General features: G+C 71.2%; 27 protein-coding genes and 1 pseudogene. 11 read left to right on the top strand and 17 right to left on the bottom strand.

The annotated features are described in order from the left end of the window. Positions 1-167 precede the first annotated feature (167 nt). The 4 genes from A0130_07740 to A0130_07725 all read right to left on the bottom strand — a co-directional run bounded on the left by A0130_07740 (position 168) and on the right by A0130_07725 (position 1,948). The gene (locus A0130_07740; GenBank protein ID ANF31577.1) at positions 168-752 is read right to left on the bottom strand and encodes a hypothetical protein; all 585 of its coding nucleotides are present in this window, start codon (positions 750-752) and stop codon (positions 168-170) included. Positions 753-858: 106 nt separating this feature from the next. After that, positions 859-1,290 (bottom strand): MarR family transcriptional regulator, encoded by a 432-nt coding sequence (locus tag A0130_07735; GenBank protein ID ANF33347.1) that lies wholly within the window; start codon positions 1,288-1,290, stop codon positions 859-861. A 2-nt stretch (positions 1,291-1,292) separates the two neighbouring features. Next, positions 1,293-1,502, bottom strand: coding sequence for a hypothetical protein (locus A0130_07730; protein ID ANF31576.1), 210 nt, complete (start codon positions 1,500-1,502; stop codon positions 1,293-1,295). 35 nt (positions 1,503-1,537) lie between these two features. Further along, positions 1,538-1,948, bottom strand: a complete 411-nt coding sequence (locus A0130_07725; GenBank protein ANF31575.1) for a heat-shock protein HtpX — start codon at positions 1,946-1,948, stop codon at positions 1,538-1,540. 209 nt (positions 1,949-2,157) lie between these two features. Here A0130_07725 and A0130_07720 point away from each other — a divergent pair, with 209 nt between their 5' ends. The 5 genes and pseudogenes from A0130_07720 to A0130_07700 all read left to right on the top strand — a co-directional run bounded on the left by A0130_07720 (position 2,158) and on the right by A0130_07700 (position 6,043). Then, positions 2,158-2,508 (top strand): transcriptional regulator, encoded by a 351-nt coding sequence (locus A0130_07720; protein ANF31574.1) that lies wholly within the window; start codon positions 2,158-2,160, stop codon positions 2,506-2,508. A gap of 43 nt (positions 2,509-2,551) precedes the next feature. Beyond that, on the top strand, positions 2,552-3,148 hold the full coding sequence (locus A0130_07715; GenBank protein ID ANF31573.1) for a hypothetical protein: 597 nt from the start codon (positions 2,552-2,554) through the stop codon (positions 3,146-3,148). 76 nt (positions 3,149-3,224) lie between these two features. Continuing rightward, positions 3,225-4,291 (top strand): annotated as a pseudogene (locus tag A0130_07710) (2-nitropropane dioxygenase). A gap of 23 nt (positions 4,292-4,314) precedes the next feature. Beyond that, positions 4,315-5,325, top strand: coding sequence for a helix-turn-helix transcriptional regulator (locus A0130_07705; protein ID ANF31572.1), 1,011 nt, complete (start codon positions 4,315-4,317; stop codon positions 5,323-5,325). A 52-nt stretch (positions 5,326-5,377) separates the two neighbouring features. Beyond that, positions 5,378-6,043, top strand: a complete 666-nt coding sequence (locus tag A0130_07700) for an SAM-dependent methyltransferase (GenBank protein ANF31571.1) — start codon at positions 5,378-5,380, stop codon at positions 6,041-6,043. Between the two features lie 212 nt (positions 6,044-6,255). Here the strand turns inward: A0130_07700 and A0130_07695 are convergent, their stop codons facing one another. Continuing rightward, positions 6,256-6,636 carry a hypothetical protein gene (locus A0130_07695; protein ID ANF31570.1) on the bottom strand — a complete coding sequence of 127 codons (381 nt, stop codon included), beginning with the start codon at positions 6,634-6,636 and terminating at the stop codon, positions 6,256-6,258. 35 nt (positions 6,637-6,671) lie between these two features. Beyond that, positions 6,672-7,790, bottom strand: a complete 1,119-nt coding sequence (locus A0130_07690) for a toxic anion resistance protein (GenBank protein ID ANF33346.1) — start codon at positions 7,788-7,790, stop codon at positions 6,672-6,674. Positions 7,791-7,993: 203 nt separating this feature from the next. On the opposite strand from A0130_07690, the gene A0130_07685 reads away from it, so the two are divergent. Continuing rightward, complete coding sequence (locus A0130_07685) at positions 7,994-8,362, top strand: META domain-containing protein (protein ID ANF33345.1); 369 nt, start codon at positions 7,994-7,996, stop codon at positions 8,360-8,362. Between the two features lie 55 nt (positions 8,363-8,417). Further along, a complete protein-coding gene (locus A0130_07680; GenBank protein ID ANF33344.1) occupies positions 8,418-8,894 on the top strand; it encodes a hypothetical protein in 477 nt (158 codons plus the stop codon). A 30-nt stretch (positions 8,895-8,924) separates the two neighbouring features. Here A0130_07680 and A0130_07675 read toward each other — a convergent pair whose 3' ends face one another. After that, positions 8,925-9,800 (bottom strand): hypothetical protein, encoded by an 876-nt coding sequence (locus A0130_07675; GenBank protein ID ANF31569.1) that lies wholly within the window; start codon positions 9,798-9,800, stop codon positions 8,925-8,927. Positions 9,801-9,966: 166 nt separating this feature from the next. On the opposite strand from A0130_07675, the gene A0130_07670 reads away from it, so the two are divergent. Then, positions 9,967-14,736 carry a multifunctional nuclease/2',3'-cyclic-nucleotide 2'-phosphodiesterase/5'-nucleotidase/3'-nucleotidase gene (locus A0130_07670; GenBank protein ID ANF31568.1) on the top strand — a complete coding sequence of 1,590 codons (4,770 nt, stop codon included), beginning with the start codon at positions 9,967-9,969 and terminating at the stop codon, positions 14,734-14,736. A gap of 53 nt (positions 14,737-14,789) precedes the next feature. Here A0130_07670 and A0130_07665 read toward each other — a convergent pair whose 3' ends face one another. The 4 genes from A0130_07665 to A0130_07650 are packed head-to-tail and all read right to left on the bottom strand — an operon-like array spanning position 14,790 to position 17,045. After that, entirely contained in the window at positions 14,790-15,110 is a 321-nt protein-coding gene (locus A0130_07665; protein ID ANF31567.1) for a hypothetical protein, read from the bottom strand. Then, positions 15,107-15,718 carry a cobalt ABC transporter permease gene (locus A0130_07660; protein ID ANF31566.1) on the bottom strand — a complete coding sequence of 204 codons (612 nt, stop codon included), beginning with the start codon at positions 15,716-15,718 and terminating at the stop codon, positions 15,107-15,109. The genes A0130_07665 and A0130_07660 overlap by 4 nt, the downstream gene beginning before the upstream one ends. Next, positions 15,712-16,404, bottom strand: a complete 693-nt coding sequence (locus A0130_07655; GenBank protein ANF31565.1) for an energy-coupling factor ABC transporter ATP-binding protein — start codon at positions 16,402-16,404, stop codon at positions 15,712-15,714. The genes A0130_07660 and A0130_07655 overlap by 7 nt, the downstream gene beginning before the upstream one ends. After that, entirely contained in the window at positions 16,401-17,045 is a 645-nt protein-coding gene (locus A0130_07650; GenBank protein ANF31564.1) for a BioY family transporter, read from the bottom strand. The genes A0130_07655 and A0130_07650 overlap by 4 nt, the downstream gene beginning before the upstream one ends. 152 nt (positions 17,046-17,197) lie before the next feature. Here A0130_07650 and A0130_07645 point away from each other — a divergent pair, with 152 nt between their 5' ends. Beyond that, the gene (locus tag A0130_07645) at positions 17,198-17,707 is read left to right on the top strand and encodes a TetR family transcriptional regulator (GenBank protein ID ANF33343.1); all 510 of its coding nucleotides are present in this window, start codon (positions 17,198-17,200) and stop codon (positions 17,705-17,707) included. Here the strand turns inward: A0130_07645 and A0130_07640 are convergent. Together A0130_07640 and A0130_07635 are read right to left on the bottom strand one after the other, a co-directional pair. After that, the gene (locus A0130_07640) at positions 17,688-18,068 is read right to left on the bottom strand and encodes a hypothetical protein (protein ID ANF31563.1); all 381 of its coding nucleotides are present in this window, start codon (positions 18,066-18,068) and stop codon (positions 17,688-17,690) included. The genes A0130_07645 and A0130_07640 overlap by 20 nt on opposite strands. 209 nt (positions 18,069-18,277) lie before the next feature. Then, complete coding sequence (locus A0130_07635) at positions 18,278-18,907, bottom strand: TetR family transcriptional regulator (GenBank protein ID ANF31562.1); 630 nt, start codon at positions 18,905-18,907, stop codon at positions 18,278-18,280. A 134-nt stretch (positions 18,908-19,041) separates the two neighbouring features. On the opposite strand from A0130_07635, the gene A0130_07630 reads away from it, so the two are divergent. After that, positions 19,042-20,778: a pyruvate dehydrogenase gene (locus A0130_07630; protein ID ANF31561.1), complete on the top strand. Its 1,737-nt coding sequence runs from the start codon at positions 19,042-19,044 to the stop codon at positions 20,776-20,778. Here the strand turns inward: A0130_07630 and A0130_07625 are convergent. The 3 genes from A0130_07625 to A0130_07615 all read right to left on the bottom strand — a co-directional run bounded on the left by A0130_07625 (position 20,775) and on the right by A0130_07615 (position 23,687). Next, positions 20,775-22,481 carry a LytR family transcriptional regulator gene (locus A0130_07625; protein ID ANF31560.1) on the bottom strand — a complete coding sequence of 569 codons (1,707 nt, stop codon included), beginning with the start codon at positions 22,479-22,481 and terminating at the stop codon, positions 20,775-20,777. The two genes, A0130_07630 and A0130_07625, sit on opposite strands and share 4 nt — an antisense overlap. A 130-nt stretch (positions 22,482-22,611) precedes the next feature. Further along, the gene (locus tag A0130_07620) at positions 22,612-23,118 is read right to left on the bottom strand and encodes a hypothetical protein (GenBank protein ID ANF31559.1); all 507 of its coding nucleotides are present in this window, start codon (positions 23,116-23,118) and stop codon (positions 22,612-22,614) included. Between the two features lie 26 nt (positions 23,119-23,144). After that, on the bottom strand, positions 23,145-23,687 hold the full coding sequence (locus tag A0130_07615; protein ANF31558.1) for a hypothetical protein: 543 nt from the start codon (positions 23,685-23,687) through the stop codon (positions 23,145-23,147). Positions 23,688-23,763: 76 nt separating this feature from the next. Between A0130_07615 and A0130_07610 the strand changes: the two genes are divergently transcribed. Continuing rightward, positions 23,764-24,351, top strand: coding sequence for an NADPH-dependent FMN reductase (locus A0130_07610; GenBank protein ANF31557.1), 588 nt, complete (start codon positions 23,764-23,766; stop codon positions 24,349-24,351). 36 nt (positions 24,352-24,387) lie between these two features. Here the strand turns inward: A0130_07610 and A0130_07605 are convergent, their stop codons facing one another. Beyond that, positions 24,388-25,164 (bottom strand): DNA glycosylase, encoded by a 777-nt coding sequence (locus tag A0130_07605; GenBank protein ANF31556.1) that lies wholly within the window; start codon positions 25,162-25,164, stop codon positions 24,388-24,390. Between the last annotated feature and the right edge of the window lie 29 nt (positions 25,165-25,193).

Raw genomic sequence — 25,193 nt, 5'->3', positions numbered from 1 at the left:
GGCTGATGTACACGGTGTACATGCTCAGCGCGCGCGCACCCGCACTAGCCTTCCGGACATGAGCACGAACGCCGACGTCGAGGCCGAGCGGTCCAGCGCCGTCCGGGATGCCGCGACGGCCGTGCTATGGCCGGGCCCGATCCGCGGTTTCGAGGGGCTCGACGCGGTCATCCTCGGATACGACTGAGCCCCGAGAACGTCGCGCCGGTCGCCGCCCCGTAGACGAGGTGGGCGGCGAGATCCTTGCCGAGGGTTTTCGCGTCGTACTCGGTGATCGGCTTGTACAGGTGCATCGGCGGCAGGATCACGTAGCCCGACAGCCACATCCCGGCGCCGAGCAGCAGCCCGTAGCCCGTGTGCGGCCGCCGCAACGAGCCGGCGAGCACCCCGTACGCCGTCGCGCCGCCGAGTGCGTAGGCCCAGTGCGCGATGTTGTTGAACAGGGCGGCCCGGCTGTCGGGGAGGTCGGTCTCGAACAGGCCGTTCACGATCCGCCGGCCGACCTGGGCGGGGGCGGGTGCGCCGTCCCAGCCGGTGACGTCCGCCGAGAACTCCCAGTCGGCGAAGTCCTCGTGGCCGTGGCCGCGCCGGTACTGGAGGTACAGCCAGAGGTCGAAGGCGAGCGTGCCGACGACGCCGGCGGCCGCTCCCCGGGTGATGCCGCCGAGCGGTGTCTGCGGGTGGGAGGGTGTGCCGCGGCGGGCGCCGACGGCGGACGCGAGGGCGACCGCGGCGCCGACTGCCGCCGCCACCCCGGTCAGCAGGCGTCGGGTCCTCCGCGCGTCGCGCCGGGCGGCATCCGCTTCGCTCATGCGCACAGGATGCCCCGCGGGGCGCCCGGATGGGAAGAACCCGCTCCTATCCCCGCGCGGCCGCGATCACGGAGGTCATGGTCCGATGCAGCGCTCGGAGCTCGTCCGCGTCCATCCCGAGGCGCTGCATCATCGTGGCCGGGATGGTCTCCGCGTAGGCCCGCAGCTCCCGCCCGCGATCGGTGAGCCGGATCTCCATCACCCGCTCGTCCGTCGCCGCTCGCCGGCGGATGACGTAGCCGAGCGCCTCCAGCCGCTTCACCAGCGGCGAGATCGTGGCCGGCTCCAGCGCGAGAAGCTCGGCTAGGCGCCGGACCGAGAGCTGCTCGTTCTCCCACAGCGCCAGCATCACCAGGTACTGGGGATGCGTCAGCCCGACCGGCTCGAGCACCGGGCGGTACGCGGCGATGACGGACCGGGCGGCGACCGAGAGCGCGAAGCAGACCTGGCTCTCGAGGGCCAGCGGGTTCGCCTCCACGGTCACGGGCAGTGGATGCGGGTGGACGTGCGCGAGTCGGCGAACCTCTCGATGCGGTGCTGGTCCAGCGGCTGGCCGCAGAGCGGACACGCGGCGTCGGCGCGCCGGATGTCGGGCTCCTCCGGGTGGCCCGCGCCGAGCTGTGCGGGGCCGGTGAAGGTGCGGACGACGTCGTTGGCCCGCTCGTAGAACCGCCAGAACCGGCCGGCCATGATTCCTCCTGCGCTAATGATTAGGACACTAACCATCATTGCACGAGCGGTGCGACCTCCGCCAGCAGCGCCTCGACACGGCGCTTGATCTCGTCTCGAATCGGGCGCACCTCCTCGATCGGGCGCCCGGCCGGGTCGTCGAGCTCCCAGTCCTCATACCGCTTGCCGGGGAAGATGGGGCACGTGTCGCCGCAGCCCATGGTGATGACGACATCCGACTCCTGCACGGCCTCGGTGGTCAGGACCTTCGGCGCATTGCCGGCGATGTCGATGCCCTCCTCGGCCATCGCGGCGACGGCGACAGGGTTGATGCGGTCACCCGGCTCGGATCCGGCCGAGAGCACCTCGACGCGGTCGCCCGCCAGCGCCCGCAGGTAGCCGGCGGCCATCTGCGAACGCCCCGCGTTGTGGACGCAGACGAAGAGGACGGTGGGGGTGGTGGTCATGGTTCCTCCGGTGGTCGGTCGGGGCCGCCGCTCGGGCGACGGCCCCGGGCTGTCAGCAGCAGTCGGGCGAGCAGGAGCCGTCCGGCAGCACCTGGCAGTCGTCGTCGCAACATCCCATGATCATTCTCCCTTCTTCATCGACGGCTGTCGATGAATCCAGAGTGAACGAATACATTGACGGTTGTCAATGTATCGGCGAGAATCGACGCATGGCGATCACCGAGCTCCTGCCCCTGCGCGACCTGCAGGCATGCTGCGCCCCCATCACGCGCGAGGTGATCAGCGAGGAGAACGCCGTCTCGGTCGCGCGCGCTATGAAGGCCCTGGCTGATCCCGCCCGACTGCGACTCCTCTCGATGGTGGCCGCGCACGCCGACGGCGAGGCCTGCGTCTGCGACCTGACGGAGCCGCTCGGGCTGTCGCAGCCGACGGTGTCGCATCACCTCAAGATCCTGGTCGATGCCGGGTATCTCAGCCGGAGCAAGCGAGGCACGTGGGCGTACTACCGGATCGTCCCGGGCTCGCTCGATGCGGCGTCGTCCTTCCTGACCTCCGTCTGAGCCCCGGATGCCCCGCTGGTCACAGCGTCGACGCATCTCGATCGTGCTCGCGCTCAACGCCGCGCTCATCGTCGGCCTGATCGTGGCGGCCCTGGCGGCGAACTCCGTGAGCCTCCTCGCCGCCGCCGGCGACACGGTGGGCGACTGCGTCGGGCTCGTGCTCGGGCTCATCGCGATCGCGCTGCGCGACCGGAATCCGGGCCATCCACACGCGCAGCGTCCGATCGCGGTGGCCGCGCTCGTCAACGCGACCCTGCTGCTGGCGGTCACGATCACGGTGGGCGTCGAGTCCGTCGCCCGGCTCGCCGAAGGGTCGCCCGAGGTCGACGGCCTGCCGGTCGTCATCGCCAGCGTCGTGACCGTGATCGTCATGCTGGTCGGTGCAGCGGTGCTCGGGCTGTCCGCGGCGCAGGAGGACCTGCACATGAGGTCCGTGCTCGTGGATGCGTTCGCCGACGCCGCGGCCGCGGCAGGAGTGGCGATCGCCGGGGCGGTGATCCTCGCGACCGGCGGCTGGTTCTGGCTGGACCCTGCACTTGCGCTCGTCATCTCCGCCTTCGTGGCCGTCGCCGCCGTCCGTCTCGGCGCGAAGGCCATCGGCGCCCTCCGAGGACGTGTCGTCGACTTCGACGACGACTGACCCCCGAGCATAGACTCGACACGGTCGGCGCTTGCGGGTCCGCAACCGATTCCGTCGGCCGGAGGGAGCCACCGCCATGAAGCTGACGAGACTGCTGGGCGTCGAGACGCCGATCGTCCTCGGGCCGTTCGGAGGCATGTCGTCGGTCGAACTGACCGCCACGGTCAGTGAGGCGGGCGGGCTCGGGTCGTTCGGCCTCTACGGGTTCGGCCCCGACCGGATCCACGAGGTCGCCCGCGAGCTGCGGGAGCGCACCGCGAAGCCGTTCGCCCTCAACCTGTGGCTGCCCCTCCAGGCGCCGGGGAGCGGCCTGTCGGCGCGGCCTTCGATCGCGACGAGTTCGACGGCGCGGTCGCGGCGCTGAGGCCGCTGTTCGAGGCAGCGGGCGTCGAGCCGCCGTCATGGCCCGTGCAGCCGCTCCCGTCGTTCGACGCCCAGCTGGAGGCGGCGCTCGCCGCTGAACCCGCTGCGCTCAGCTTCGTCTTCGGCGTTCCGCCGGCGGACGTCATCGAGGCGGCGCACCGCCGCGGCATCCGGGTGATCGGCGCCGCCACGACGGTGCCGGAGGCCAGCGCCCTCGCCGACGGAGGAGTGGATGCGATCGTCGCGTCGGGCCTGGAGGCGGCGGGTCATCGCCCGTCCTTCCTCGACGAGCCCGAGCGCGGCCTCGTCGGCGGGCTCGCCCTCATCCCGCAGGTGGTCGACGCCGTCGACCTGCCCGTGATCGCGGCGGGCGGGATCGCCGACCGGCGTGGTGTTGCGGCGGCGTTCGCCCTGGGCGCTTCAGGTGTGCAGGTCGGGTCGGCGTTCCTCGCCACGCGCCAGTCGGCCGCGGCCGCCGTGCACCGCGAGCGCATCCGCACCGCCGAGGCCCACGAGACGATGCTCACCCGCGCGATGAGCGGACGCGCCGCGCGCGGGCTGCCCAACGGCGCGGTGCGGACGATCGAGCAGGGCGGCGTCCGTGCGTCCTTCCCGCTCCAGAACATCCTCACCGGTGTCTTCCGTCGCCGCGCCGCCGAGCTGGGCGACCCCGAGCTGCTGTCGCTGTGGATGGGGCAGGCCGCCGGGCTCGCCCGCTTCGACGCCGCCGCCGAGGTGTTCGCCGAGCTGGCCTCCGGCATCCCGGACGCGCGGTCCTGACCCACCGCCGCCACAATGGGAGCGTGCAGCAGCACCTGACCCGCGTCACCACGGCGGACGGCACCGGGATCGCCGTCGCGACCGTCGGCGACGGCCGCCCGATCCTCTTCGTCTCCGGATGGCTCAGCCACCTCGAGTTGGGCTGGCAGCTGCCCGAGGAGCGCGCGTTCGACGAAGCGCTCGCCCGAGGCGCCCGGCTGATCCGCTACGACCGCGCGGGGTGCGGGCTCTCCGATCGCACCGAGCGGCCGCCGACGCTCGCCTTCGAGCTCGAGCAGCTGGAGGCCGTCGTTCTCGGCCTGGGCCTCGACCGGTTCGACCTCGTCGGCGCGTCCCTCGGGGCGCCGGTCGCAGCTGCGTGGGCGGCCGCGCATCCCGAGACCGTGCGGCGTCTGGTGCTCTACGGCGGCTGGGCGCAGGGCGAGGCGATCTCGCCGCCCAGCGCGCGCGAGCACATTCTGGCGCTGGTCGCATCGCACTGGGGTCTCGGCGCCGACGTGCTCACGGACCTGTTCGCGCCGGACGCGTCATCCGCCGCCCGCGCGCAGCTCGGACGCTACCAGCGCGCCTCCTCCGACGCCGCGACCGCCCGGGCGCTGCTCGAACTCAGCTACCGGATGGACGTGCGCACCCTGCTGCCGGAGGTCGCCGCCCCGACCCTCGTCGTGCACCGCGCGGACGACCGAGCAGCTCCCCTCGCACAGGCGGAGGCGCTCGCCGCCGGCATCCCGGACGCCCGGCTGAGCGTGCTCCCCGGCCGCTCGCACCTGCCGTGGGCGGGAGACCCGGCCGAGCTGATCGCCGTCATCCGCCGCTTCCTCGGGCTCCGGGTCGCCCGCGGCGGGTCCGGGATGCTCACCCCGCGCCAGCGCGAGGTGGCCGCGCTGGTCGGCGAGGGGCTCACCAACCGCGAGATCGCCGTCCGGCTGGGGATCGAGGAGCGGTCGGCGGAAGGGCACGTGGAGCGCATCCGCCTCCGGCTCGGGGTGCGGTCGCGGGCGCAGATCGCGGCCTGGGACGCGGCGCAGCGCTGAGTGGGGTAGTCCTACGCCTGCGCGGGGCGCCTCCGCCCACGACGCTGGAGGCATGACAGAGACCACCGAGCGCACTCCGCCGGCCTTCCGCCAGCACGCCGGTCGCGGTGCCTTCAACGCGGCCTTCTTCGCCGCCGCGGGGCCGTACCTGGATGCCGCACAGCGCCCCTACAAGCGAACCGTGTTCGCCGACCTGCCCGAGGTCGTCGTCGAGCTGGGCTCCGGCGTCGGCGCGAATCTGCCGTATCTGGCGCCCGGCGCGACCCTCATCGCTGTCGAGCCCAACCGCTCCATGCAAGCCCGCCTGCGATCGGCGGCGGCCCGCCGCGGCGTCCACCTCGACCTGCGCGAGCGCACGGCCGAGAGCACCGGGCTCCCTGACGGCAGCGTCGACACCGTCATCTCGTCGCTCGTGCTGTGCACGGTGAGCGACCCGGACGCGGTGCTCGCGGAGGTGCGCCGCATCCTGCGACCGGGCGGAACGTTCCACTTCGTGGAGCACGTCGTCGCCCCCGAGGGCACGACGACCCGCACCGCGCAGCGGGTGCTGCGCCGCCCGTGGGCGTGGACGTTCGAGGGATGCTCCTGCGAACGCGATCTGGAGGACGCCGTGCGCAGTGCCGGCTTCGCGGAGGTGGAGGTCGAGCGCTACCGGCTGCACACGCCGTTCGTGCCGTTCAACCCGCAGATCGCGGGCGTCGCGCGCACGGCTCAGTAGTCCTCGCGCCGGTCCTGCTCCGCGTCGGCCACCGGCTCGACGTCGGCCAGCTCTTCGAGGGCCGCCCGCAGCTGCTTCTCGAGCCACTCCGCCGAGGCGCCCTGAGCGACGGCGGCGTCGAGCTGGGTCAGCCGCTCCCGTGCGGATCCGTGCAGATCGTCCATCGTGTCCTCCCTGCTTCACGTCGGCCACGCGGGCCGCTGCTCTCGAGGCTAGCGGCCGCCGCCCGCGGCGGCCATGTCGCCGCCGCGCAGGATCGACGTCATCTTCTTGCCGCGCGCCACCTCGTCGACGAGCTTGTCGAGGTAGCGGATCTTCCGCATCAGCGGATCGTCGATCTCCTCGACCCGGACACCGCAGATCACGCCGGTGATGAGCGACGCGTTCGGGTTGAGCTGCGGAGCCCGCTCGAAGAACGTCTCGAAGTCCACGCGCGCGTCGACCGCCGCCTCCAGACCGTCCTGGTCGTAGCCGGTCAGCCAGCGCGTGACCGTGTCCACGTCGTCCTTGCTGCGTCCCTTGCGCTCGACCTTGGCGATATACAGCGGGTACACGTCGGCGAACGGCATGGCGAAGATGCGTTGTGCTGCCATGCCGTCCACCGTAGCCGTCGAGCGCGGACCGCGGGCTACCGCACCTGGTACGTCTCGCCGGGCTGGGTGCTCGGACGGGAGCGGCGGAGGTAGTCGCGGGATCGGGCGACCTGCTGGTCGAGGGCGTCCACCGTCTTCGCCATGCTCGCGATCGCGCCGGTGCGGTACGTGTCGATGCTGTCCATGGTCGCGAACACGTTGTCGAACGCGCGCTGCAGCACCTCGACGTCCACCGCGGTCGACGTCTGCTCCTTCTGCACCTGCTCGGTCTGCGTGCGCAGCACCTCCCCGGTGCGGCCGATCAGCGCGTTCGTGCTGTCGTGGAGTGCACCGAGCTGGTCGATGACGAGCCGCTGGTTCTCGAGCGCCTGCGCCACGACGACGGCGGTCCTCAGTGCGGAGACGGTTGTGGTCTTCGCGCGCTCGACGCCCTTGATGAGCTCGACGTTGTTCTTCTTGATGACGTCGAGCGCGAGGTACGCCTGCACCGAAACGGCGATCTGCGCGGTGAGATCCTGACGCCGCTGCCGGATGGGAAACAGCGCCTCCTTCTCGAGCAGCGTCGCGCGGTCCGGGTCGGTCATGCGCAGCTCTGCCGCCGCATCCACCGTGGCCCGGTCGAGGGCGGCTGTCAGCACCACGTACTCGTTGAGCCGCTCGGTCGTCTTCCAGAGGGAGGCGCGCTCCTTCTCGATCTCGACGTTGTCCTGCGCGAGCCACTGCTGCCCGTGGTCCAGGGCCGTCACGATCCCGTCGAGCTGCTTCTGCGCCGACTCGAACCGCTGGACGTACTGCCGCAGGCGGCGGCCCCCGGGCATGCGGGCGAGCATCCGGTTGCGTCCGGTGAGGTGCGTCGGGTCGAAGTCGCTGACCGTCGCGCGAAGGTCCTGCAGAGTCCGAATGACGCCGTACTGCGGGTCGGTGCGGATGGCCTTCCCCTTCGCGGCGGCCAGGGACGTCGCAGGGCGGTTCAGCAGTTGTCTGGAGGAGTCGCTGGATGCCCGCATCTCCGCGTCGCCCAGGTGCGAGAAGCCCGTGATCTTGCGGTTGAACGCATCCGAGCCGGGCTCGGCGGCGGCCAGCTCTCGGATGAACTCGCGGGCGCGCGTCTCCAGCTCGGCCTCGCGCTCGGCGGAGACGGCGACCATCCCCACCGCCTGCTCCTCCGGCAGCTCGGGCACGGCCTCCGGCGGCCGCAGGTTGTCTTCGCGAGTGTCGTTCATGACTGATCCTCCCCATCGGACGACGATCTGAGGACACGATATATCGCGATTGCCGTCTTGGCGAGAGGTCGCAGAGAACGCCCAGGCGGAAGGTGTCTAGCCGCGTGCACGCGGTCGCGCGTACCTTCCCGGCCATGAACAGGGCACGAACGACCGCGGGCGCGGTCATCCTCGCCGTCCTGATGCTGGCCGGCTGCTCGCAGAGCGAGGGCAACGGGGCGCAGGTGGCGGGCAAATGGGGAAGCACGGACACGGGACAGCCGAATCTCACCATCAACAGCGACGGCTCGTACACGGGCTCGGACGGCTGCAACACGATGACGGGCAAGGGCACGATCTCCGGGATGACGATCGAGTTGGGCACGGCTGCGATGACGCAGAAGGCGTGCGAGGGGGTGGACACCTGGCTGTCCGGAGCGACCAAGGGCACCGCCGACGGCGACGTCATGACGATGTACGACAGTAGCGGCAAGAAGATCGGCACCCTCGACCGCGACGACTGACGGAATGGCGGGCGCGCGCGTAGCGTTCCGGGTGACGGACGCCGAGGAGGAGCGCATGACCGACACGCAGCAGGGTCAGGAGACCGAGTTCTACTCGGGGGTGGCGGGGGAGTTCCTGCAGCACTACGGCCGCGGGCCCCGGTTCGTCGCGGTGACCGGCGTTCCGGACGCCGACCCGACGCGGGTGGCGGACGCGTTCGCGGCGGCGCTGCGCGACGCGGGGCAGGAGACCGAGCGCCTCACAGTGGCCGGAGGGACGACGGCAGACGTGTTCCGGGAGGACGTCGTCGCGCCTTTCCGCTCCCGCGACGGCGTGCTCGTCGTCGACGGCGCGGGGCTGCTGACTCCCGAATTCCGCGGCTTCTGGAACTTCTCCCTGTGGGTCGAGCACGATCCGGAGCGGAGTCCCGACTGGTCGTTCGTGACGACCGGCCAGAAGGACCCGCTCGGCGCGCCCCGCGAGGTCGCGTCCGTCCTGCTGGACGACACCGACCCCGAGCGGCCGCGCCGGCTGTGGGCCGACTCCTGCTGACGCGCGACTACTCGTCCCGGGTGTGGAGTCTCACCCCAGAGAGTCGAGCTCCTCGTGCACGAAGCGCGCGAACTGCTCCGCCGCCGCCGACTGCGAACGGGTGCGGTTGCGGGCGAGGCCGATGATGCGGGTCGCCTCGTCGCGCAGCGGCACCGCGACGATCCCGGGCTCGGCAGGGGTGTCCGGGATGAGCGCGACGCCGACCCCGTCGCGGACGAGTCCGCGCAGTGTCGACAGCTCGGTCACCTCGATGACCGGGTTCATGACCACGCCGTGCGCCGCGAAATACGCGTCGGCGATGTGCCGCAGACCGGACCCGGTCCGAAGCGCCACCAGGTCGTAGGCGTCGAGGTCGGGCACGCTCACGGCGTCCCGCCCGGCGAGGGGATGGTCCTCGGGCACGCCGAGCACGAGCCGTTCGGCGGTGAGCGGCTTCCACTCGATGTCCGGGTCGCGCGGGTCGGGGCTGAGGAAGGCGAGGTCGGCGGCTCCGTCGCGCAGCGCATCCAGGACGGTGTCGGCCGTGCCGCCGCGCAGAACGAAGCGGATGTCGGGGAACAGCGCGCGGTACTCGCTGATCACGCGCGGGATGAGCCACCCCCCGAACGACGATACGTACGCCAGTGAGACGGTTCCGCCGGACGGGTCGCGAAGCGCCTCGATGCGGGCGCGCGCGTTGTCCAGCTCCGACTCCGCACGCACGGCGTGGGCCAGCAGGATCTCGCCGTACTGGTTGAGCTCGAGGTGCCCGCGGCGGCGGTCGAACAGCTCGACGCCCATCTCCTGCTCCAGGCGGGCGAGGGAGCGGGTGAGCGTCGACTGCGAGACGCCCAGGGTCTCCGCCGCGAGGGCCGGGTAGCCCTCGGCGACCAGGGCCCGGAAGTGGGCGAGCTCGTCGATGCGCATGCCTCTCATCATGGCGCAAACCGAACGTGACCCGATCGGTGCTCAAATGAGCGTCCTACCCCCGAACGAGTTTTCTGTACGTTCACACACGAGAAACAGTCCCGTTCCACAGCTTCCCTACCGTGGCCCGCGGACTCATCCCGCACCTCACCGACCGAGGAGAACAATGTCAACCAGATTCGGCAGGCTGGCGCGCGCCGCCGCCGCCGCGATCGCCGGAGCCGGACTCGCCGCCGGGGCGCTCGTCGCCACTCCCGCCTTCGCGAGCACCGACGGCACCGGTGTCGTCATCAACGAGGCCTACCTCTCCGGCGGAAGCGCCGGCGCGGCCTACACGAACAAGTTCGTGGAGCTCTACAACCCGGGCGACAGCGCCGTCAGCCTGAGCGGCTGGAGCCTCCAGTACCGCCCGGCGACCGGCACGGCCGCGTCCACCGGTGTCGTGCCGCTGACCGGATCCATCGCGGCGAAGGGCTACTACCTCGTCGGCGGCGGCTCCAACGGCACGAACGGCCAGGCGCTGCCGACCCCGGATGTGGCGAGCAACGCCCTGAACCCCAGCGGCACCACCGGCACCCTCATCCTCGCGAAGTCCGCGTCGGCCCTCACCCTGCCGACCGGTTCGGTGACAGGTAACGCGAGCGTCGCCGACGTCCTCGGCTACGGCACCTCCAACACCTTCGAGACCGCGAAGGCCGCCGCGCCGTCGGGCAACACCGACGTCAAGTCGCTGGTGCGCAGCGCCGCGAAGGACACCGACGACAACAGCGCCGACTTCGCCCTCAGCGCCACGATCACCCCGCAGAACGCGGCCTCCGCCCCGGGCGACCCGGGCACGGGCGACCCCGGCACCGGGGACCCGGGCACGCCGGCCGACACGACCCCGATCGCCGAGATCCAGGGCACGGGCGACGCCAGCCCGAAGGCCGGCCAGACGGTCACCACGGTCGGCGTCGTCACCGCGCAGTACGCGACCGGCGGCTTCAACGGCTTCTACCTCCAGACCCCGGGCACCGGCGGCGCGGTCGACCTTGCGACGCACACGGCGTCCGACGCGGTCTTCGTGTTCGGCTCGTCCTTCGCCGGGACGGTCGCCGTCGGCGACTACGTGAAGGTCACCGGTGCGGTCAGCGAATTCAACGGACTGACCGAGATCACCGCGACCGCCGTCGCCAAGCAGGACGCGACCGGCATCGTCGCGCCGGCGCCCGCCACGGTCGGCCTGCCCGGCACCGCGGCGCAGCGCGAGAGCCTCGAGGGGATGCTGCTCGCACCGCAGGGCGCATTCACCGTCACCGACGTGTACTCCGCCAACCAGTACGGCGAGATCGGCCTGGCCGCGGGCGACAAGACGCTCGTGCAGCCGACCGAGGCCGCGCGTCCCGGAACCCCGGAGTACGCGGCCGTGGTGGCCGACAACGCGGCTCGTGCGGTCACTCTCGACGACGGCGCCTCGACCAACTTCCTGAGCAACGCGAACAAGTCGAAGCCGCTGCCGTACCTGTCGCTCGACAACCCGGTGCGGGTCGGCGAGCCGGTGACCTTCACGAAGCCGGTCATCCTCGACTACCGCAACAACGCGTGGAAGTTCCAGCCGACCTCCGAGCTCACCCCGGCGAACGCCGCGACGGTGCAGCCGGTGTCGTTCACGAACACCCGCACGGCCGCCCCGGAGAACGTGGGAGGCGACCTGCGTCTCGCGACCTTCAATGTGCTGAACTACTTCACCACCACCGGCGACCAGCTCAGCGGCTGCACGTTCTACACCGACCGCGACGGCAACCCCATCACGGTGAACAGCGGATGCGACGCCCGCGGCGCCGCGAACGCGGAGAACCTGAAGCGCCAGCAGGACAAGATCGTCGCGGCGATCAACGGGCTCGGCGCGGACGTCGTCTCGCTCGAGGAGATCGAGAACTCGGCCCGCTTCGGCGAGGACCGCGACTCGGCCCTCTCCACCCTCGTCGGCGCGCTCAACGCGGCCGCCGGCTCCGAGGTGTGGGCGTTCGTGAAGTCGCCCTCGCAGCTCCCCGCGACGGAGGACGTCATCCGCACCGCGTTCATCTACAAGAAGGCGAACGCGGTCCCGGTGGGCGACTCGAAGATCCTCGACGACCCGGCGTTCTCGAACGCCCGTCAGCCGCTCGCGCAGGCCTTCAAGAAGGTCGGCGAGAAGGATTCGCAGGCGTTCCTCGCGATCGTGAACCACTTCAAGTCGAAGGGCTCCGGCTCGGGCGCCGACGCGGACCAGGGTGACGGCCAGGGCGCGTCCAACGCCTCCCGCATCAAGCAGGCGAACGCGCTGGTCGCTTTCGCCGACGAGCGGAAGGCGGCGCTGAAGACCGACAAGGTGCTCCTCATCGGCGACTTCAACGCGTACCTCAAGGAGGACCCGATCACGGTCCTGACCGACGCCGGCTACGTCGATCAGGTCAGCACCCGCACCTCGAAGGCGACCTACTCCTTCGGCGGTACCACCGGTTCGCTGGACCACGTGCTCGCGTCGCCCGCGGCGAACGCGGCCATCACCGGCGCGGACGTCTGGAACATCAACTCGGGTGAGTCGGTGGCGCTGGAGTACAGCCGCTACAACTACAACGTCACGAACTTCTACGCGGCCGACCCGTACCGGTCCTCCGACCACGACCCGATCGTGGTGGGCCTTGGCCTTGCGGCGAAGCCTGTGACGCTCAACCTGATGAACATCAACGACTTCCACGGCCGGATCGACGCCAACACCGTGAAGTTCGCCGGCACGATCGAGAAGCTCCGCGCGGAGGCGGGCGAGTCCGACTCGCTCTTCCTCTCGGCGGGCGACAACATCGGCGCCTCCCTGTTCGCCTCGGCCTCGGCCGGCGACATCCCGACCCTCGACGTGCTGAACGCCCTCGACCTGAAGACGAGCGCGGTGGGCAATCACGAGTTCGACAAGGGCTACGCGGACCTCACCGGCCGGGTCAAGGACGCGGCGGACTTCTCGTATCTCGGTGCGAACGTCTACGAGAAGGGCACCAAGACCCCAGCGCTGCCGGAGTACGCGGAGTTCGACGTGGACGGCCTGAAGGTCGGCGTCATCGGCGCCGTCACGCAGGAGACCCCCACGCTGGTCTCGCCCGGCGGCGTCTCGACGCTCGACTTCGGAGACCCGGTGGAGGCGGTCAACCGCGTTGCGGGTGAGCTCACCGACGGCGACCCCGCCAACGGCGAGGCCGACGTGCTGGTCGCGGAGTACCACGAGGGCGCCGGCTTCGGCACGCCCGAGGGTGCCACGCTCGACCAGGAGGTCGCGGCAGGCGGCGCCTTCGCCGACATCGTCACCAAGACGAGCGCCAAGGTCGCGGCGATCTTCACCGGTCACACGCACAAGCAGTACGCGTGGGATGCGCCCATCCCAGGCGTGACGGGCAAGACGCGCCCGATCCTCCAGACCGGAAGCTACGGCGAGAACATCGGGCAGATCACGCTGACGGTGGACCCGGAGACCGACGGGGTCACCGCGTACACCGCCCGCAACGTCGCCCGCACGACCGACGCCGACGCCTCCCTCGTCGCCGCGTACCCGCGGGTCGCCGCCGTCAAGACGATCGTCGACAAGGCGCTCGCCGATGCAGCGGTGATCGGCAACCAGAAGGTCGGCACGGTGACGAAGGACATCACCACCGCCTACCTGAACGGCGCGCGCGACGACCGGTCGAGCGAGTCCACCCTGGGCAACCTGGTGGCCGACTCGCTGCTCGCCACGCTGTCGCCGGCCGACCAGGGCGGCGCCGAGATCGGCGTCGTGAACCCGGGCGGCCTGCGTGCGGAGCTGCTCTTCGGCACCGACGGATCGGTCACCTACGCCCAGGCCAACGCGGTGCTGCCGTTCGTGAACAACCTGTGGACCACGACCCTCACCGGGGCCCAGTTCAAGCAGGCGCTCGAGCAGCAGTGGCAGCGCAACGCCGACGGCACCGTGCCGAGCCGGCCGTTCCTCAACCTGGGGCTGTCGAAGAACGTCCACTACACCTACGACGTCACCCGGCCCGAGGGCGACCGCATCACCAGCATCCTGGTGAACGGTGCGCCGATCGACCCGGCGAAGTCGTACCGGATCGGGTCGTTCTCGTTCCTTCTCCAGGGCGGTGACAACTTCCGCGCCTTCGCGGCGGGGACCAACACCAAGGACTCCGGTCTCATCGACCGGGACGCCTGGATCAGCTACATCCAGAAGAACAGCCCGCTCTCGCCCAGCTTCGAGAAGCTCGGCGTCGGCGTGAGCGGCGTGCCGGCCGGCACCCTGCAGCGCGGTCAGCAGGTCACCCTCCAGGTGTCCAAGCTGAACCTCACCTCGCTCGGCAGCCCGGCGAACACGAAGCTCGACCTCTCCTGGAACGGCAAGACGGCGATCGGCAGCGCGCCGGTGGACGCGGCCGGCAATGCGACCGTGACGTTCACCGTCCCGGCCGACGCCGCCGGCGCGAGCGCCCTCGTGCTGACCGCCCCGGACTCGGGGACGACGGTCCGCGTGCCGCTCGCCGTGGCGGACGCCCCGACGAATCCGAAGCCGGGCACCGACCCGAAGGCGGCCAAGGAGTCGGCGCTCACCAAGGCGCTCGAAGACAAGGTCACCGTCGACAAGGACACCTACCGTCCGGGCGACACCGTCCTGGTCACCGTCGGCGCGAAGCACGCCGGCGAGTGGGTGTCGGTCTGGCTGTACTCGAAGCCGCAGAACATCAGCGGCGGCTGGGTGCAGGTGCCCGCGAGCGGCGTGGTGAAGCTGACCCTCCCGAAGGACGCCGGCAACGGCCAGCACAAGCTGTCCGTGCAGAACGCGTCCAACGGTGTCGTCGGCTGGACCACCCTCAAGGTCAAGGCGGACAAGCCGTCGACGGGCATCCCCGTCATCGACTGGTTGATCGACCTCCTGGACCGCATCTTCGGCTGGTTCTGACCGGCAGGTGACACGAACGACCTCGGAGCCCTGCTCCGGGGTCGTTCGTGCGTTCAGACCTCGAAGTACAGGTGGGTGTGGAGGTGGCAGCCGGGGTTGAAGGGGGCGGCGCAGCGGGGGCAGGCGTCGGCGGCGAGGTACTCGGCGATGGTCAGCTCGCTGCCGCAGACGCCGCACAGGACGGCCTCCCGGTCGCGGTCGGCGAGGGGCCACTGCCGCGCGGGATGGCCGGCCGCCTCCGCGTGGCAGAGGTGGCACGGGTAGAACTCGCCGCAGCAGGCGAAGCGGATCGCGATCACGTCGAGCGGCGACCGGTAGTGGATGCAGCGGGTCTCGTCGTCGACGACCGGCCCGAGCACACGGGGCCGCGTCATCGGACGCCGCGCGCGGACAGCGCCTCGCCGAGCTGGTCGGCGTGCTTGAGCGACAGGATGAGGAACGGCACCGCGAAGAAGCGTACGCCCGGGCGGACGCCGCGCGCCCGCTGCGCCTCCCGCACCTCTCCCGCGAGCCGCGCGAGCACGGGGACGGTCGTGATCGTCACGGTCAGCAGCACGGCCGCTCGCTCCGAGTCGAAGCGGAGGCGGTCGAGCGGGCGCAGTCCGTGCTCCACCGCGTCCAGCAGGTCGCTCACGCGCGTGGTCAGCGACAGCAGGCCGGCCAGCAACACGGCGCCGGTGACGCGGGTCGTGTTGGCGACCGCCGCCTCCGGTCCGAGGAAGATCAGCTGCAGCGCGAGGGTGACGACGATCAGCCAGCGGAGCGCCACCGTCTGGCGTGCGAGCTCGCGCATCCCGAGCATGCCGTCGCGCAGGCCGGCGCAAGCGTAGACGACCACGACGGCACCGGCGGCGACGACGGCCGCCCACCAGCGCGAGGGCAGCAGCGACACGGCGAGCACCAGCGCCAGCAGGAGCAGCAGCTTAGGACCTGCGGGCATCCGGTGCAGGATGCCGTCCCCCGGCCGATAGAGGCTCAGCATGCGAGCGCCGTCTCGTACTCGGCGATGACGTCCGCGGGACGGCCGACCGCCTCCACCCGCCCTCGCGCGAACAGCACGGCGGCGTCGCAGCGCGCCGCCAGGGCGAGGTCGTGCGTGACCAGCACGAGCCGGTGACCGGCGTCCTCCAGCAGGTGGTCGGCCACGAGCCGCGCGTTGCGCGCATCGAGGTAGGTGGTCGGCTCGTCCGCGATCACCAGCTCGGGGCGACGCACGAACGCGCCGGCCAGCGCGAGCAGCTGCTTCTGGCCGCCGGACAGCTCGTGCGACGACCGCTCGCGCAACTCGGACAGACCGAAGCGCGCGAGAGTCTCCTCCACGCGCCGCCGGGTCTCGTCCCGGCCGAGTCGATCGGGACGCAGCGAGAACGCGACGTCCTCGGCGACCGTCGGCATGACGATCTGCGCATCGGGGTTGCTGAACACCACGGCCACTCGGCGGCGCAGCTCAGCGGCCTGCCGCAGCGGGTCGAGGCCCAGGATGCGCGCCGTGCCCGCCGTCGGCGTCACCAGCCCGGCGGCCAGGCGCGCGAAGGTCGACTTGCCCGAGCCGTTCTCACCGACGACGGCGATCGTCCGCGCGTCGAGGTCGAGGTCGACGTCCCGCAGCGCGTCGACCTCGCCGAGGCGGACGGCGACGCCGTCGAGCAGCAGGGCGCGCGACGTCACGGCACCCGAGGCTCGGCCGGCTCGGACGCGGCGGAGGCGGGCGCCGCCTGGTCGCGCCGCGTCAGCCAGGTGCGCCGGAACGCCCGCGGGTAGGCGCGCACCAGCGTCATCACGATCACGGTCGCGATCACCGCCTTGGCGAGGTCGCCCGGCACGAACACCAGGGCGGACTTCGCGATCACGTCGAGCGGCAGTCGCAGCACCAGGCTGGTCACCGGGATCCCGAACGCGTAGACGACGAGGATGCCGCCCACGACCATCCCGAGGAACGTGCGCCACCACACCGGCTTGCGGTTGCCCGCGTGGACGATGAGCCCGATCACGAGCGCCCCGACGATCCAGCCGAACAGGTAGCCGGCGGTCGGGCCGACGAACACGCCGAGGCCGCCGGTGCCGCCGGACAGCAGGGGCAGACCGAGCGCGACCAGCGCGAGCAGCACAGCCATCGACAGCGCGCCGAGCCACGGGCCCAGGATGGCGCCGGCCAGCATCACGCCGAGCGTCTGCGCCGTGATGGGCACCGAGCCGAAGACGCTGATGCCGCCGGGAAGGCCGAGGACGGCGACGATCGCCGCGAAGACGGCGACGCGGGCGAGGTCGGTAGCGTCCAGCCGGCGGCGGGTGGGAGTCGAGAGGGTCACGGGAGCATCCTTACCTGAACGGTGTTCACCTGAACAGCGTTCACTATACTGACGAGGTGGCAGGGAACGAAACCGGACGACGGCACTCGCGCGACGACGTGGCGGAGGCCGCGCTGCGCATCCTCGACGACCTCGGCCTGCCCGACCTCACCATGCGCCGCCTCGCCTCGGCGCTCGACGTGCAGCCGAGTGCGCTGTACTGGCACTTCCCGAACAAGCAGACGATGCTCGCCGAGGTCGCCGACCGCATCGTCGCCGCGCGCCGCCCCGACGCCCTCCCGGCCGACGCGACGTGGCAGGATGCGGTGCGCGCCGATGCGGACGCCCTCCGCGACGCGCTGCTCTCGTACCGCGACGGGGCCGAGGTCGTGTCCAGCACCCTGGCGTTGGGCCTCGGGTCGCCGGAGACTCTCGACCGCCTGGCGCGCGCGGTCGCCCGCGGCGGGTTCGAGGCCGAGACCTCACGCCGCGCGGCGACCGCGCTGCTGCACTTCGTGCTCGGCCATGTCTCGCACGAGCAGCAGCGCATCCAGTACGACTCGCTCGGTGTGCTGGCGGATCAGCCGGCGTCACCGCTCGACGAGGACGATCCGGCGGCGGCCTTCGCGTTCGGTGTCGGCCTGCTCGTGGGCGGGCTGGAGCTCAGTCGCTCCCGAAGGTGACCTTCCAGCCGCCGACGACGTGCACGGCCAGGTTGAACAGCGCGGCGAAGATCGCGCCGAGGGCCGACACCACGATCACCTCGAGCAGTGCGACCACCAGCGTGAACGTCATCACGTTCGGGAAGGTGAGCCCCGCGACGAGGTTGGCGCCCTGGGCGCCCGCGATGTCTTCGAGGAAGCCGCTGGCCGACGCGACGACACCGAACCGCTCCATGAGCGACCACACGATCAGGCTCAGCACCACGGTGATGGCGGCGACGATGATGCTCACGAGGAACGACATCTTCAACGCCGACCAGAAGTCGATGTAGACCAGTCGCATCGTCGCGCGCCGGTTCTTCGGCTTGCCCTTCGGCGGCATCCTGCATCCTCCCCAACCGCTTCCGCCGTCGCCGGCGCTCCCCGTCGGGCAAGTCTACGGGACGGCCGCCGCGCATCCGGGCAGGGCCGTGCTGGGAGCGCGCAGCGAGTTCATACCGATCGTCCGGTTCTGCCGTAGAATGCATGCGAGCCCGGCGCGGCCGTAGCGGATTGGGGGCGCTGCGGCCGGGTCGGCCGCAATGCCCGGGCTCAGCGGATGAGCTCGGGGAGGCCGCCCAGCCCGTCCTTGCGGTCGGACGCGAGGATGCCCGGAAGCAGCACGATCCACAGCTCCCGCACCCGCTGCAGCAGGTCGGCGCGGTGCGAGAAGGTCTCGGACACGAGCTGCACTCCGGTGTACGACGCGACGACGACGCGGGACAGCAGCGCGGGATCCAAGTCCGCTCGCAGGTCGCCCTCCTCCACGGCCTGTCGGAACAACCGCTCGGCCGTGTGCAGCCAGTCGCGGTACGGCCCCGTGACCGGGTCGTCGAGAGACGCCACATCGGTCGTCAGCCGAATGCCCGCCTGCACGACGGGGTCGGTGAGCAGCTGACGCGCGAGCACGGCGCTCAGCAGCACCATCGTCTCCAGCCCCGGACGCCCCTCGGCCACGACAACGCCCGCGGCGTCCATCGTCCTGCGGTGCTGCTCGTCGATGACGGCTCGCGCGAGCTCGTCCTTCGACGGGAAGTGGAAGTACAACGCGCCTTTCGTGACTCCCGCGGCCTCCGCGATGTCCGCGATCGAGGCGAGACCGTAGCCGCGGCGCCCGAACACCTGCGCCGCGCCGTCGACGATGGTGTCGCGCGTGACCTGGGCCCTCACCTGTTTGACCATGATGCGCTCACGTTAACGCACAGTTCCTCTGCCGGGGATGAACGATGTTCGCTCCGTGGCGTAGCGTTGCGCCTGTCGGACGTGCACAGGGGCCGACCGGCGTCGCAACCATCGCCCACCGAGGGGAGTCCGCCATGCCCACCGTCGCCGACACCATCGTCGAGATCCTGGAGGACGCGGGGGTGAGCCGGGTCTACGGCATCCCCGGCGACTCGCTCAACGGGTTCACCGACGCGATCCGCCGGAGCCGCGGCGGGCTGCACTGGGAACACGTGCGGCACGAGGAGGCGGCCGCCTTCGCCGCGTCGGCGGATGCGGCGCTGACCGGGGAGCTGGCGGTGTGCGCGGGGAGCTGCGGGCCGGGCAACACACACCTCATCAACGGGCTGTACGACGCCAACCGCAGCCGGGTCCCCGTGCTGGCGATCGCGGCGCAGATCCCCGGGGCCGAGATCGGCAGCGGATACTTCCAGGAGACGCACCCGCAGGAGCTGTTCCGCGAGGCCGCGGTCTACACCGAGCTCGTCAGCCAGGCCGACCAGCTGCCGCGCATCCTCGAGATCGCGATGCGAACCGCGGTGGAGCGTCGCGGGGTCGCCGTGATCGTCGTCCCCGGCGAGATCTTCCTCGCCGACAGTGCCGGGCGCCGCAAGTCCGCGCCGATCGCGTTCTCGCCGCGGGTCACCCGGCCGACCGATCCGGAGCTGCAGGCGGCGGCGGACATCCTGAACGCGGCCAAGAAGGTCACGATCCTCTCCGGCGCGGGAGCCGAGGGTGCGCATCCCCAGCTCGTCGCCGTCGCCGAGGCGTTGAAGGCCCCGATCGTGCACGCGATGCGCGGCAAGGAGTTCATCGAGTACGACAATCCCTACGACGTCGGCATGACCGGCCTGCTTGGCTTCTCCTCCGGCTACCGGGCGATGGAGTCGTGCGACGCCCTGCTCATGCTGGGGACGGACTTCCCGTACCAGCAGTTCTTCCCGTCGAAGGCGAAGATCATCCAGGTGGACCTCCGCGGCGAGAACCTGGGCCGCCGCGTGCCGCTCGACCTCGGGCTCGTCGGCAGCGTGAAGGACACGGTGGAGGCGTTGCTCCCGCTGCTCGCAGAGCGGAAGGACCGCAAGCACCTCGACGCCTCCCTCGCGCACTACGAGAAGACGCGCAAGAGCCTCGACGACCTGGCCGTCAACGACCGCAACCGCACGCCCATCCACCCGCAGTACGTCGCGCGGCTGATCAGCGAGCTGGCGACGGACGACGCGGTGTTCATCCCGGACGTCGGCTCGCCGGTGGTGTGGGCCGCCCGCTACCTGCGGATGAACGGCCGACGGCGCCTGATCGGGTCCTTCACGCATGGCAGCATGGCGAACGCGTTGCCGCAGGCGATCGGCGCGCAGACGGCGTTCCCCGGGCGGCAGGTGGTCGCGCTCGCCGGCGACGGCGGCCTCGCGATGCTGCTCGGGGAGCTGCTGACCCTGCGGCAGAACAAGCTGCCGGTGAAGATCGTCGTCTTCAACAACTCCTCGCTGAACTTCGTCGAGGTGGAGATGAAGGCGGCCGGGTTCGTCAACTTCGGCACCGGGCTCGAGAATCCGGACTTCGCCGAGGTCGCCCGGGCGATCGGCCTGCACGGCCAGCGCGTCGAGAAGCCGGACGACCTCGAGGGCGCGCTGCGGGCGGCCTTCGCGCACGAGGGCCCGGCGCTGGTGGACGTGGTGACGGCCCGCCAGGAGCTCAGCATCCCGCCCGCGATCACCGCGAAGCAGGTCAGCGGCTTCACGCTCTACGCGTTGCGCACGATCGTGAACGGCCGCGGCGACGAGCTCATCGACCTGGCCGACACGAACGTCTTCCGCCGCCTCTTCGACTAGTTGATGCAGACGGTGGAGCTGTAGTTCGTCGCGGGGCCGGAGGGGGTCGGCGTGGAGGCCGGGGCGGCAGGCGCGGCGGGAGCGGAGCCGGCGGCGGCCGGAGCGGTCGGCATCAGGCCGTCGTCGCCGAGGACGAGGGTGACGGTGCTGACCGCGTCGGTCTGCTGCACGGCAGCGCCCGGAAGGTAGGCCGCGACGGCCTTGGCCTGCGCCTCCTGGCCCGACTTGTACTGGATGACTGTCGTCGCGCGGGTGTCCGCGTCTCCGGGGGTGCCGGTCTTGAAGCCCGCGGCGGTGAGCGTCTGCGTCGCGGTGGTCGCCGCGCCGTTCGCGCTGCCGCCGTTGAGCACGGTGACCGTCGTGTCGGCCGGCTTCGCCGCCGTCGCATTGTCGTACGCGGTCGGCGTTCCCATCAGGCCCTGGATGAAGGCGGGCATGGCGGCCGTGTCCACCTCGACGATCGACACGTCGTTCCCGTCGACGGTGATCGTCGGTGTGCCGGAGATCGGGATGGTCGCCGACTGGATCTTGCCGCCGGTCAGCCCCTGCAGCTGCGCGGCGAGCTGCAGGAAGTTGAGGCCGGGATCGGTCTCGAGCGAGCCGCTCACCGCATCCAGCGTGTTGGTCAGCTTGGCCGGGTTGAGGAGGGTCCCGGCGGAGAGGAACTTGTGCGCCTCGACCGACAGGAAATACTGCTGCCGGACCACCCGGTCCAGGTCGCCGCGGGGCAGCCCGTGCCGCTGACGGACGAACGAGAGCGCCTGCTTCGCGTCGAGCGTCGACACGCCGGCCGGGAAGTTCGCTCCGGAGTACGGGTCGTCGACCGCGTTGTTGAGGCAGACCTGCACCGGTCCGAGGGCCTGCGCGATCGTGTAGAAACCGAGCAGCGACACGCGCACGTAGTGGTCGATGCTGAGGCCGGTCAGATTCTGGACCGTCTGGATGAGCAGCTTCGCCCCCGCGGTCGGGTCGCTGCCGCCGCCGCCCAGCGAGAAGGCGGAGTTGAGCTTGTTCATGCCGTGGCCCGGCACATCCACCCACGAGTCGCGGGGAAGCGAGATGAGGGTCGCGGACTTCCCGTTCGCGGGGATGTGCAGCACCATCATGGTGTCGGTGTTCGTTCCGCCGCCGTCGCTCGTCGTGCTCAGCTGGTCGAGTTCGGCCTGGCTGGCGCCGTCGGGGCGGTGGTCATCGCCGACCAGCAGGATGTTCTGGTCCTGGCCGTCGACGTCGTTCGCGGGCTTGGAGATGACGTCGACGTGCTTCACGCCGCCGACGAAACGGAAGTAGCTGTACGCGGCGTAGCCGCCGACGACCACGAGGATGACCGCGAGGGCCGCCGCGGTCCAGGCGACGATCCGCTTGGCACGGCGGCGTCTGCGCGGGGGCTTGCCGGGCGTCGAGCCGGTGCCGTCGTCGCCGGTGTCGCCGCCGCCGTTCCCGCCGCCGCCGTTGCCGCCCCGGCCGCTATTGCCGTCGCGACCGGCGCCCCCGCCGCCGAGCCCGGGCGCGTCCCCGCCCATCCCGAACGGGTCGAACGGCGCGGGCGACCCTCCGGTGGGCACGCCGGACGCCGGCCGGGTCGCCCGGACCGGGCGTCGCGGATCCGCGGGAGGCACGCGTCCGATGACCCGGGTCGCCGGCAGCTGCTCGTCGCGGCCGTCGGCACCGGATCCGGAAGCGGGATAGTTCGGGCGTCGCACACGGAAACGTTAGGGGGAGCCGCCTTGGAACCGGCTGGTTTCCGCCGGTGTTCCCGACGAATGGCCAGCGAATCCGCGATCGCTTCCCAGCAGAATTACGACCTCCGATGTACGCGACCTGCGAGAACCCTCAGTCGTCGCCGTCGTCCGGCGGCACGCAGTCCTCGGCGGTGATGGCCGCGTTCATCGTCCGGGCGATGCCCAGCAGTTCATCCTGCTGCTCCGGCGACAGGGCGTCGAACAGGATGCGGCGGATCGTCGCCGAGTGCTTCGGCAGTGCCCGCACGACCACTCGGCGGCCGTCGCCGGTGAGATGGATCCAGGTGGCGCGGCGGTCCTCCGCGCAGTCCTGCCGCTCGACGAAACCGCGGGCGGCCATGCGGCTCACCTGGTGCGAGACGCGGCTCTTCTCCCAGCCGGTGGCGTCCACGAGGTCGCGCACGCGTAGCCTCCGTCCGGGCGCGCGGGTAAGCGCCATCAGCACCTCGAGCTCGGAGATGGAGATGCCGTCGTCGTGCTGGAGCTGAGCATCCAGGGTGCGGTCGAAGCCACGGCGCATCAGGTGGAAGGCACGGAACAGCTCCAGCTCGTCGTCCGACAGCTTCCTCGGGTCCGGACGGGTCTGCACGGTGGCCATAACCCATCCTGACACGCCCGGGCCGGCTAGTGGACGAGCGCCTCGAGGAACACGACGAGGACGCCAAGCGCCGCGAGGACCGTCATCGCGGCGAGCTGCCGCCAGCCCGAGATGCCGGTGCGCGAGACGGCGATGCGGGCGATCACCACCAGCGCCACGATCAGGGCGACGATCGCGATCGTGATGCCCGTGCGGACCTCGATGACGTCGAAGACGGCGAGGGCGACGGCGATTACGGGCACCACCAGCACGCCGAGCGCGCGCGAGGAAACCGCGACCATGTGCCGGAACTCCTTCACCGACGGGAGCCGGCTGTGCACGATCATGTGGGAGACGATGTCGGAGGCCAGCCCGGCAAGCAGCACACCGACGACGGAGACGACGAGCGTCCACAGTACGGTCGGGGAGTCGAGCTCGCCGTGCGCGTTCATCGCCATGAGGATCGCCAGCGCCGTGAACGTCACGTAGATGCGCTCCCGCAGCCGGTCGCCGGCCTCGCGCCGCTCCTCCTCGGTCGCGTCGGCGGGCAGATGGATGTCGTCCCTGCGGTCGGCGCGGTCGTCGGACATGCCGCGAGCCTACCGGGAATGCATCCTGCGCCGGGATGGTTCAGAATGGTGACACGTCATCAAAAGGAAGGCTGACATGACGAAGATCGCGATCATCATCGGAAGCACGCGCCCCGGACGCAACGGCGAGGCCGTCGCCCGCTGGGTGTACGAGAACGCCGCCAAGCGCACGGGCGTCGAGTACGAGCTCGTGGACCTGGCGGAGTGGAACCTGCCGCACCTCGACGAGGCCATGCCCGCCGCGATGGGGCAGTACGCCGGCGAGCACACCAAGGCCTGGGCGGCGAAGATCGCCGAGTTCGACGGCTACCTGTTCGTCACCCCCGAGTACAACCACAGCACCTCCGGTGCCCTCAAGAACGCGATCGATTACGTCGGCGCCGAGTGGTACAACAAGGCGGCCGGGTTCGTCAGCTACGGCGTCTTCGGCGGCGCCCGTGCGGTCGAGCACCTGCGCCTCGTGCTGTCGCAGCTCCAGGTGGCCACGGTCAGCGCCCACGTGGGCCTGAGCCTGGCGCACGACTTCGAGAACTGGCAGCTCAAGCCGACCGATCAGCAGACCGCCGCGCTCACCCCGCTGTTCGACCAGCTCGAGGCGTGGTCCGCTGCGCTCGAGACCGTCCGCGCGGCGGCCGAGGAGGACGAGGACGAGGCGGCAGCCTGACCCTCCCTCGCACGACACGCTTCTGCCCGGTGCTGCCTACGTCTGGCACACCGGGCAGAAGTACGTCACCCGCTCTTCGAGCTCGGTGCGGCCGAGCGAGCCCGAGCGGATGGGCGTCCCGCAGCGCCGGCAGGGCTGGCCTTTGCGGCCGTAGACCCACGTGTTCCTGCCGCGGCGGGTGTCGCCGGTGGTGACCCGCAGCGGGCGGTCGCGGTTCGCCACGATGAGGCGGTGGCCGAGGTCGACCGCGGCGGCGAGGTCGGTCTCGCCCGCGGGCCGGATGGGCAGCATCCCGCGCAGGAAGCACAGCTCGTTCGCGTAGACGTTCCCGAGTCCGGCCAGGTTGCGCTGGTCGAGCAGGGCGACCGCGACGGGGACCTCGGGATGCTCCTCCAGGCGCCGTAACGCCTCAGCGGCGTCCCAGTCAGGGCCGAGCAGGTCGGGGCCGAGGTAGCCGACGGCCTCCTCCTCGCGGTCGCGCGGGAGGATCTCGAGGACGCCGAGCAGGAAGCCGACCGCCTGCGCGTCCTCGGTGCGGAGGACGGCGCGCGCCTGGTACCCAGGGTGCCGCCACCGGCCGCCCGGCGGGTACACCTCCCACGAGCCCTCCATCTTGAGGTGGCTGTGGATGGTGTGCTCGCCGACGTGCATCAGGAGGTGCTTGCCGCGCGGGACGACCTCATCCATCCTCTGGCCGGACAGGTCGACGGTCGCGTACTCGGGCACGCGGAAGTCCGTCTCGGTGAGGATGCGGCCCGCGAGGGCGCGGTCGAGCCGGTGGGCCGCCTGGTAGACGGTGTCGCCCTCAGGCATGGTGCACTCCGGTCGCGCGTCGGGCCGGG

It is taken from the genome of Leifsonia xyli (genome assembly GCA_001647635.1).
In the GTDB taxonomy this organism is placed as follows: Bacteria; Actinomycetota; Actinomycetes; order Actinomycetales; family Microbacteriaceae; genus Leifsonia; species Leifsonia xyli_A.
The sequence above is the reverse complement of the archived record's forward strand: the minus strand, read 5'-3'. Positions and strand labels throughout refer to the sequence as shown.